Origin of the sequence: Streptomyces sp. WAC05292 (assembly GCF_003949955.1) — a bacterium.
GTDB classification, from domain to species: domain Bacteria; phylum Actinomycetota; class Actinomycetes; order Streptomycetales; family Streptomycetaceae; genus Streptomyces; species Streptomyces globosus.
Map to the genome: position 1 here is coordinate 1 of NZ_RPSE01000277.1, position 8,495 is coordinate 8,495.

The 8,495-nt window shown below is 75.8% G+C and carries 6 protein-coding genes and 1 pseudogene; 3 read left to right on the forward strand and 4 right to left on the reverse strand.

The genetic code is table 11. From position 1 onward, the window contains the following. The first annotated feature begins 167 nt into the window (after nt 1-167). A complete protein-coding gene (locus tag EF903_RS23645; RefSeq protein ID WP_125546316.1) occupies nt 168-1,520 on the forward strand; it encodes an NAD(P)/FAD-dependent oxidoreductase in 1,353 nt (450 codons plus the stop codon). 61 nt (nt 1,521-1,581) lie between these two features. Here EF903_RS23645 and EF903_RS23650 read toward each other — a convergent pair whose 3' ends face one another. The 3 genes from EF903_RS23650 to EF903_RS23655 form a co-directional block, all read right to left on the reverse strand. Then, nucleotides 1,582-3,006 (reverse strand): oxygenase MpaB family protein, encoded by a 1,425-nt coding sequence (locus EF903_RS23650; protein WP_125546318.1) that lies wholly within the window; start codon nt 3,004-3,006, stop codon nt 1,582-1,584. Between the two features lie 128 nt (nt 3,007-3,134). Then, nucleotides 3,135-3,311: a hypothetical protein gene (locus tag EF903_RS34285; RefSeq protein WP_185902786.1), complete on the reverse strand. Its 177-nt coding sequence runs from the start codon at nt 3,309-3,311 to the stop codon at nt 3,135-3,137. 150 nt (nt 3,312-3,461) lie between these two features. Continuing rightward, on the reverse strand, nt 3,462-4,337 hold the full coding sequence (locus tag EF903_RS23655; RefSeq protein ID WP_125546320.1) for a hypothetical protein: 876 nt from the start codon (nt 4,335-4,337) through the stop codon (nt 3,462-3,464). A 263-nt stretch (nt 4,338-4,600) separates the two neighbouring features. On the opposite strand from EF903_RS23655, the gene EF903_RS23660 reads away from it, so the two are divergent. After that, on the forward strand, nt 4,601-5,245 hold the full coding sequence (locus EF903_RS23660) for a dihydrofolate reductase family protein (protein ID WP_125546322.1): 645 nt from the start codon (nt 4,601-4,603) through the stop codon (nt 5,243-5,245). Between the two features lie 38 nt (nt 5,246-5,283). Here the strand turns inward: EF903_RS23660 and EF903_RS23665 are convergent, their stop codons facing one another. Continuing rightward, entirely contained in the window at nt 5,284-7,947 is a 2,664-nt protein-coding gene (locus tag EF903_RS23665; RefSeq protein WP_125546324.1) for an NACHT domain-containing NTPase, read from the reverse strand. Between the two features lie 264 nt (nt 7,948-8,211). Between EF903_RS23665 and EF903_RS23670 the strand changes: the two are divergent. Continuing rightward, nucleotides 8,212-8,495 (forward strand): annotated as a pseudogene (locus tag EF903_RS23670) (hypothetical protein); the annotation flags it as partial.

An 8,495-nucleotide genomic window follows, 5' to 3' on the forward strand; every position in this document is an offset into this window, starting at 1 on the left:
CCCTGGAAGGGGCCGCCGTGCGTTTCGAGGCGCGGCATCCGTCCGTCTCCGCCGCCCTGCGGACGGTCGGCGTGAACCTGGCCAACCTCGGTATCTGACCGCGGGCGGCCGGCGCGCTGCGCATCCCTCCCGATCCCGGCCCCACCACCTCCCGAAGGGAAGACACCATGGCTCGACCGAGGATCCTCGTGGTCGGCGCCGGCTTCGCCGGCGTCGAGTGCGTGCGCCGGCTGGAGCGCCGGCTGGCGCCCGGGGAGGCGGACATCACGGTCGTCACCCCCAACTCCTACCAGCTGTACCTGCCGCTGCTGCCGCAGGTCGCCTCGGGGGTGCTGACCCCGCAGTCGGTGGCCGTGTCGCTGCGGCGCAGCGAGCGGCACCGCACCCGTATCCTGCCCGGCACAGCGGTCGGCGTGGACCCGGCGGCGAAGGTGTGCGTCGTGCGCACGATCACCGGGGAGCTCACCGACCGGCCGTACGACCACCTCGTCCTGGCCCCCGGGAGCGTCACCCGGACCTTCGACATCCCCGGGCTCGCCGAGCACGCGCGCGGCATGAAGACCCTCGCCGAGGCCGCGCACCTGCGCGACCACGTCATCGCGCAGCTCGACCTGGCGGACGCGTGCGGCGACCCCGCCGAACAGGACGGCCGACTGCGCTTCGTCGTGGTGGGCGGCGGGTACGCCGGCACCGAGACGGCCGCGTGCCTCCAGCGCCTGACCACCCGCGCCGTGGAGCGCTACCCGCGCCTGGAGGCACACCGGATCAGCTGGCACCTCGTCGATCTCGCCCCGCGGCTGATGCCGGAACTCGGCGACGCCCTGGGGCGCGCCGCGCTGGACGTGCTGCGCCGGCGCGGCATCGAGGTCTCCCTCGGGGTGAGCGTCGCCAAGGCCGGTGCCACGGAGGTGACGCTCACCGACGGGCGTGTCCTGCCGACCCGTACGCTGATCTGGACGGCCGGTGTCGCGGCGAGTCCGCTGGTGGCGACCCTGGGGACGCCCACGGAGCGGGGGCGGCTCGTCGTCACCCCCGAGATGGCCGTGCCGGGGGCGCCCGGGGTGTTCGCGCTGGGCGACGCCGCCGCGGTGCCCGACCTCGCGCAGGACACGGAAGGGGCCGTCTGCCCGCCCACCGCGCAGCACGCCTCGCGGCAGGGGCGCACGGTCGCCGACAACGTGGTCGCCGCCCTGCGCGGGCAGCCGCCGCGCCCGTACCGCCACCGCGACCTCGGGCTCGTCGTGGACCTCGGCGGTACGGACGCCGTGTCGAAGCCGCTGGGGGTGCCGCTGCGCGGTCTGCCGGCGCAGGCGGTGGCGCGCGGCTACCACTGGGGGGCGCTGCGGACAGGCGTGGCGAAGACCCGCGTCCTGACGAACTGGCTGCTGAACGCGGTGGCGGGTGACGACTTCGTGCGGACCGGGTTCCAGGAGCGGCGGCCGGCCACCCTGCGGGAGTTCGAGCAGACCGACGCCTACCTCACGGCGCAGGAGATCCGGGCCCGTACGGCGCGCCGCTGACGGCGCGCCGACGGCGCGGACCTTCGGGACGGCCGCCGTGCGCGGCCGTCCCGCGCGTGCCTCACGGCCGGCCGAGGAGTGCCGTTCCGGCCGCGGAGTCCGTGCGGGCCGTGAAGAAGTCGGTGAACGCGGCGACGAACTCGGCCTCGGCGACACGGCCGTCGCCGTCCGCGTCGAGCTGCCGGAATCCGTGGTTGAGCTCGGCCGGGTGGATGCGCTTGCCGCCGAACAGGGTGCGGTACTCGTCGGCGCACAGATGCCCGCTGCCGTCGGTGTCGGCAGCGCGGAACAGGGCGCGCATCGCGGGGGCGAGGCCCTTCTCCAGGTAGTCCGGGTCCCGGTCGAGCCCGGTCAGCATGGCGGTGACGAACTCCGCGCAGTCCACGGCGCCGTCGCCGTCCGCGTCCGTGCCCGCGCACAGGTGGCGCCACCAGGTTTCGAACGCCGCGTACAGCACGTCTTCCCGCTCCGCCGGGAGTTCCAGCTGCCAGCACACGTTGTGGACCATGGCCTGGAGGTCGGCGGAGTCGACGCGTCCGTTGCCGGTCTGGTCGAGGACCTGCCGGAAGAAGGCCTCCAGGCGGGCCGGCCGGGAGTCGGCGGTGCGCGGCCGCGGCAGGCGCGGCGCGGGGAACGCCCGGCGCGGTCGGCCCTGGCGGGCGGGACGCGGGCCGGAGTCGTCGTCGGAGTGGTGCCGGTACCGAACGCGGTCGGGCAGGCGGGTCATGATCTGGCGCATGCCGCGGTGGACGGCCCAGGAGAGGGCCGCCGCGCTGCGGGTGCGGGGCGTGCCGAACCGCTCGTGCCAGGCGGGCGGCAGGTCGGCGACGGTGAGCGCGGTGAGCGTCCGGGCCGCGACGGCGCGCAGCAGCGGCCAGAGGGGCCGGAGCCGCCCGAGGCGGCGCGGTGCGGGCGCCTCGCGGAGCATGTCGAAGAGCAGGTAGCGGACCTGTTCGCCGCATTCGAGGACCTCCCGGACAGTCCTGTCGACGTAGGCCGGCACGTCGGCGGCGGTGGGCGGCAGCGATTCCCCGGGGATGTCGAGCGCCGCGCAGACCTCCTTGAACTCGGCGTACAGGGAGTCGAGTTCGGCGGCGGTGAGGGGGTCGCCGGATAGGTCGCGCATGGCGGTCATGGCCTCGTACAGGGTCACCATGACCCAGGCGCGGACCTCCGGGTCCTCTGCGGTGTAGGGCCGTCCGGCGTCGTCGGTGCCGCGGATGCGCCGGTGGGTGCGCGCCAGCCGGGCGGCCTCGCGCTCCCGGTCCTCGGGGCCGGCGAAGAACAGGCGGGTGCCGCTGTCCATGGTGTGCTGGATGCGCCGCCAGGGGTGGGCCCGGTACGTGGAGTAGCGGGCGGTGCCGGCCGCGACGGCGGGGTGTGCGGTCTGGAGGACGAGCAGCCTCCAGGCCACCAGGCCGATGCGCTGTTCACCAAGGGTTCGGCGGAGCAGGCCGGAGGGTGCGGACAGCGAGGCGTGGGTCACGTGTTGCTCCTGTGGCGGGGGCCGGGCAGACAGGAGGTACAACGGCCGTGCCGCGGGCGGGTCGCCGGGTCGCGGCCCGGATCACCCCCATGTGCGGCGCTGCGAACGGCTGCGCGCATGGGCGGGCGTCAGCCGAGGGTGCACTCCCCGTACGCGGCCTCGCGGTAGCCGTCGCCCGGGGGCCGCACCTCGACGGTGACGGTCACGCCCGTGCGGGCGGCCTCGAGCCGTACGGGGACGGTGCGCTCGCCGTCCCCGGCCGGCGGTGGGAGGAGGCCGTGGCGAACTCGTCGCGGTTGGCCCACCGCACGCCGCCGGAGGTGTGGCGGACCGTCATGCGCCACCGTAGGCCGGTCGGGGCGGGCGGTTCATGGCGGGCGTACTCAGGCCCCTGAGCAGCGGACCCCGGATACCGGCGGTACACGCCTCCTGGGGGCCGCGGGGCCCGGGGGGGCTCACCGGCTCCTGCGCAGCTCGTACAGGTCGTTGTCGTCCGGGTCGCCGACGCGGTGGTACAGCTCCGGGCGCTCCGGACTGCCGGCGATCCGCCAGGCGGGCAGCGGGCAGCCCGGGATGCGGATGTCGACGCGCTGCCCCCACGTGTTGCGCCGCCCGGGGGTGAGGGTCCAGGTGCCGGTGCCCGAGCAGCCGCGTCCCCAGCCGGAGCCTTCACCGGTCCGGAAGTGCTTGACGGCCGAGGCGGTGGCGGTGCCGTCGGCGGCCAAGGCGACGGTTCCGCCCCTGCCGTCCGACCAGGTGCCCGCCATGGACGCCTCGGTGAGCAGCGGCGGCCGGTACTTCGGCACGATGTCGGTCCACAGGGCGAACGAGCCCAGGAGCCCGATGCCGGCCACGACGGCGGCCCCCCGGGCCAGGACCAGGCCGAACAGCCCCTCTCGCCGCAGCCGGCCGATGAGGGCGGCGGCGGACAGGACGGCCGTGGCCGACGCCCAGGCGGTGAGCAGGCCGGTCGCGTCCCGGCGGGCGTCGGCGCACGCGGCCACGGGCAGGCCGGTCAGCGCCGCCAGGACGGACACCGTCCAGGGCCACGCGTCGCGTCCGCCGAAGACGCGCCCGAGGGCGTCGGCGAGCGCGACGCCCGGCAGCACGGCGGCGAGCGACAGCACGAACGCCGCGACGAGGACGAGCTGGGAGACGGCGAGGAGCGCCGCCAGGGCATCGGCGGTCGGGCCGGGGCGCAGCGGCTCCCGGGTCAGGACGTACAGGACGGTGAGCACGGCGGCGAGCACGGCCTCCAGGAACAGCACCGCCGTCGAGACGGCCAGGACGCGGCCGTAGGAGCGCCGTGGCGCCGGTTCTGCGGATTCCATGGCTCGGCCCCCTCCCCCGGCGCGCCGGACGGACGCCGTCGCCCGTGCGGTGCGCGCCGCGCGCCTTCATACTGCCACATCCCTGAACGTGTTCAATTCTGATTCCCGGAGTCGATCCGGCGCCGTTCCCGGCCGGAGTGCGCCGCTGCTGCCAGACTGGCGTCGGGCCCGCCGCACCCCTGCCCCTGCCCGGTGCCCCGATGAGTTGCGGCGGCCCGAGCGGTCTACCGCGCACTGCCGGGCAACCCGAGGAGGACGTGCACATGGCCCAGTTGCTGAGGGTCCAGAACTTCAACGTGTCGAGCGACGGGATCGGGGCCGGGGAGGACCAGACCCTGGAGCGCCCCTTCGGGCACGTCGACCCGGGGAGGATGTTCGCCTGGGCCGGCGCGACGGCGAGCTGGCCGAACCGCACCGAGCCGGGCGGCAGCCGGGGCCTGGACGACTACTTCACCCGGGACTTCACGCACAACATCGGCGCCGAGATCATGGGCCGGAACAAGTTCGGGCCGCAGCGCGGCCCCTGGCGGGACCACGAGTGGCGCGGCTGGTGGGGCGACGAGCCGCCGTTCCGCACCCCGGTGTTCGTGCTGACCCACCACCCGCGGCCCTCGTTCACCCTCTCCGACACCACCTTCCACTTCGTCTCCGGCGAGCCGGCGGCCGTCCTCGACCTGGCGCGGGAGGCCGCCCGCGGCAAGGACGTGCGGCTCGGCGGCGGAGTGCGCACGATCCGCGAGTTCCTGGACGCGGACCTCGTCGACACCCTCCACGTGGCGGTCTCGCCCATGGAACTCGGGTCGGGGCTCAGGTTGTGGGAGTCCCCGCAGGACCTCCTCGACCGCTTCCACCTGGAGACCGTCCCGAGCCCGAGCGGGGTGGTGCACCACCTGTTCTGGCGCCGGTGACTCCCGGGCCCCGGCTGCGCGGAGCGCCGGGGCGCCCCTCACGGCGGCGGGGGCAGGAGCCTGGGGAGGAGGCCTTCCGGGGCGGCGGAGAGGTGGAGTTGGAGCAGGCGGTGGGGGAAGAAGTAGCCGCTGTCGGTGCGGTGGAGGAGGACACGCTGCTCCGCCGCGTCGAGGAAGCGGCGGTAGCGGTACGGGGTGCGGCCCCGCTGCGCGAGCACCGCGCGGACCGTCCAGTGGCGTACGACGGCCAGCCCGCCGAACCGGAAGCCGCGGATCACCGCGAACTGCCCGCCCAGCAGGGCTGCGGCGAACGCGGCCCTCCGCAGGGAGCCCCCGCCCGGGGCGGCCGCCGCGATCAGGGCGAGCAGGCCGAGGCCGGCCACGGCCAGGCCCGCGAAGCCGTGGACCAGGCAGAACCGGACCGAGCGGCGGACGCCCTCGTTCGGGCGGGGGCGGCGGTCCTGCAGCGACGGCTCGAACTGGTTGCCGAAGGCGTACAGGAGGCCGATGAACACCGCGGCGGCCGGCGCGATCCACACGGGCCGCGGGCACAGCAGCAGGACGACGTACCCGAGCAGGCAGACGAGCGCCACGGAGACGAGCCCGGACAGCAGCCCGCGCGCGAGGTGTTGCTTCAGCGGCGACGAGTAGATCATCAGCTCCTGCCGGAACCACGTCCACCGCATCTGCTCGACGGGCTGGAACACGGGCGTGAACGAGGCTTCGAGCTGGGTGAGGGCCACCCATGCGTAGGCGAGCCCGACGATCCAGCACCCGGGCGCCGTGAGGTCGGCCTCCACCACGAAGACCAGCCAGCACACGGCGAGGAACATGACGGGCACGTTGGCCATCACCGGGGCGGCGACCGCTCCGCGCTGCTCCGTGCGGGGGCCGCCGCCCCGGTCGAGGTGGTGTTTCTCCGACTGGTACGCCTGGGCCGCGATGTTCAGCGCCATCGCCGCGGCGAGGGCCGCGGCGTCCCGCACGCTCGTGTCCAGCATCCCTGCGCGGACGGCCGCCGCGAGCCACACCACGGGCAGCCCGAGGGCCGCCACCGCCATCACGACGTTCGGCACGATCCGCGGCAGGACCTGCTCCGCGGGGGACAGCCAGCTCAGGTCGAGGCGGTCCAGGTACAGCACGTGCTCCTTGCGCGCGGTGAGCATGCGCGCGAGGGAGGCGAGCCGGGTGAGGGTGCGCTCCGGATCCTCGTCCGGGCCGGGGCGCTCCCGGCGCAGGCACTCGCGGGTGTAGGCGTCGAAGATGCGGCCGCGGCGCTCGGCGAGGCTGCCCGGCGCGCGCAGGTCGTCCGCCGGCCGGTTGCGGTAGGTGAGGCGGATGAAGTTCAGCATCATCGGCGACTGGAACAGCGGCCAGAGGTCCGGATCGCCCTCCAGCGCGGCGTGCACGTCGGCGAGGGCCTCCCGGTCCGCGGCGAGGAAGTCCTGGACGTCCCGGCGGGACGGCGGCAGCACCTCGGCGTAGCGCAGGGCGCGCAGGTCTTGGGCGAGGCGGCGCAGGTCGGCCTCGTCCGTGCGGCAGCCGACCGCCATCCCCGGGCAGGAGCGGCGCAGCCGCCGGAGTTCGGCGACGCACCTGCCGCGCTCCGGTTCGGGCACCTCGTCCAGGCCGTCCAGGACGGGCAGCAGCCGGTGCTCGTGCAGCCAGGTGCGCACGAGGACGCCGGAGACGCCGCGGTACTGCTGGGCCATGGCGGCGGCGAGCCATTCCTCGGCGGGTTCGCCGCGGTAGGTGTCCAGCCGCAGGTAGACCGGGACGTGCCCCGATTCCCGGTCGCCGGAGGCGGCGGGGGCGTCGAGCGCCTCCACGGCCAGCCGGTGGGCGAGCGCGGCGAGTTGGGTGGTCTTGCCCATGCCGGGGCGGCCCAGCAGCACCAGGTCGTCGGTGCCCTCGTAGAGGGCGCGCAGGGTGGTGGCCTGCGCGGGGACGGCCACGGGCTCGGCCCGCCGCACCCGTCGGGACCGGCGGGCGCGGCCGGAGCGGCCTCGGTCGGGCTCGGGCGCGGCGAGGATCGCGAACCGCGGGGTGAGGTAGTGGTGGGCCTCGGCGCGCCCGAGTTCGACGGCCGCCCTGTCCCGGACCTGTTTGACGAGCCTGCGGCGCAGTTGCGCCGCGTACGCGTCCCTGCGGGAGCGGGACGGACGGGCGAGGACCGCGAGGACCCAGGCCGCGACCGCCCGCAGGAGCCGGCGCACGGGGTAGCGGCGCAGGGCGGCGGCCGGCGCGTCCCCCGGCGGTGCCGGGGCCGCCGGAGCCCGGTCGTCCTCGTCGTCGACGCCGGGCAGCGGTGCGAGGCGGGGCGACGGCACCGCGGCCCCCTCCGGGGCCGGGGCCCCGCCGGCTGCCGGGCCCCGGCCGGGGGCGGGGTCCTGTTCCGCCCAGGCCCGGTGCCAGCGCGGCTCCCATTCGCGGGGGTCGCCGCCGAGCGCGGTGACCATCGACAGGAACGGCACCAGGCGGGGGCGCCGCCTGCCGGAGAAGCACTCGGACACGTAGGGAGGGCTGAGGTTCGCGTCCCGGGCGATGGCCGTCACCGTGGGGCGGTCGGCCGGCTCCAGGGTCTCGTACAGCTCGTCGTGGACGCGGCGCATCAGCTGCGCCCACACCCTCAACTCCGGTGCGGCCATGGCCGGATCGGGGCGCTGCGGCCCCCGGGGGCGCGGGCCGGCACGTCCTGTCATCCGTTCTCCTCTTTCACGATCCGTTCACTGCCGTTCATTCGTTCACCACGGCCCGGAAGGCCTGGTCGCCGGGGTGCGGCGGGCCGTAGAACGGTGGTCGCCGGGGCCTGTCGGGGCCGGCCGGCGCAGACGTCCGCGGCGGTCCGCGGCGCGCTGCGCGGGGCGTCCGCGTCCCGCTTCGACACCCCCATCTTGGCCATCGCGACGCCGTTTGTACGGCCGGTTGCCAAGTCCGTAAGAACCGCCGCCGATCGAGGAGTTCCCATGAGCCTGCCCACGACCGTGACACGTGCCTTCCCCTCCCTCGGCGGCCTGGCGGCCGCGGGTGCGGGCGTGCTGGCCGACGCGCCCTGGTGGCTGGTGGGCCTTCTGGGGTTCGCGGCGCTGCTGGTGCTGCGGGCGGAGGCGCTCGTCAACGCCCGGAACGAGGCCCGGCGGGGGTCGCACGAGGACCGGCTCCTCGCGGCCGTGCCCGGGCGGCAGGCGCTGGACTACCTCACGGAGGTCAGGCGCGCGCAGGCCGGGCCGGCGGCCGCGAGGAGCCGGTC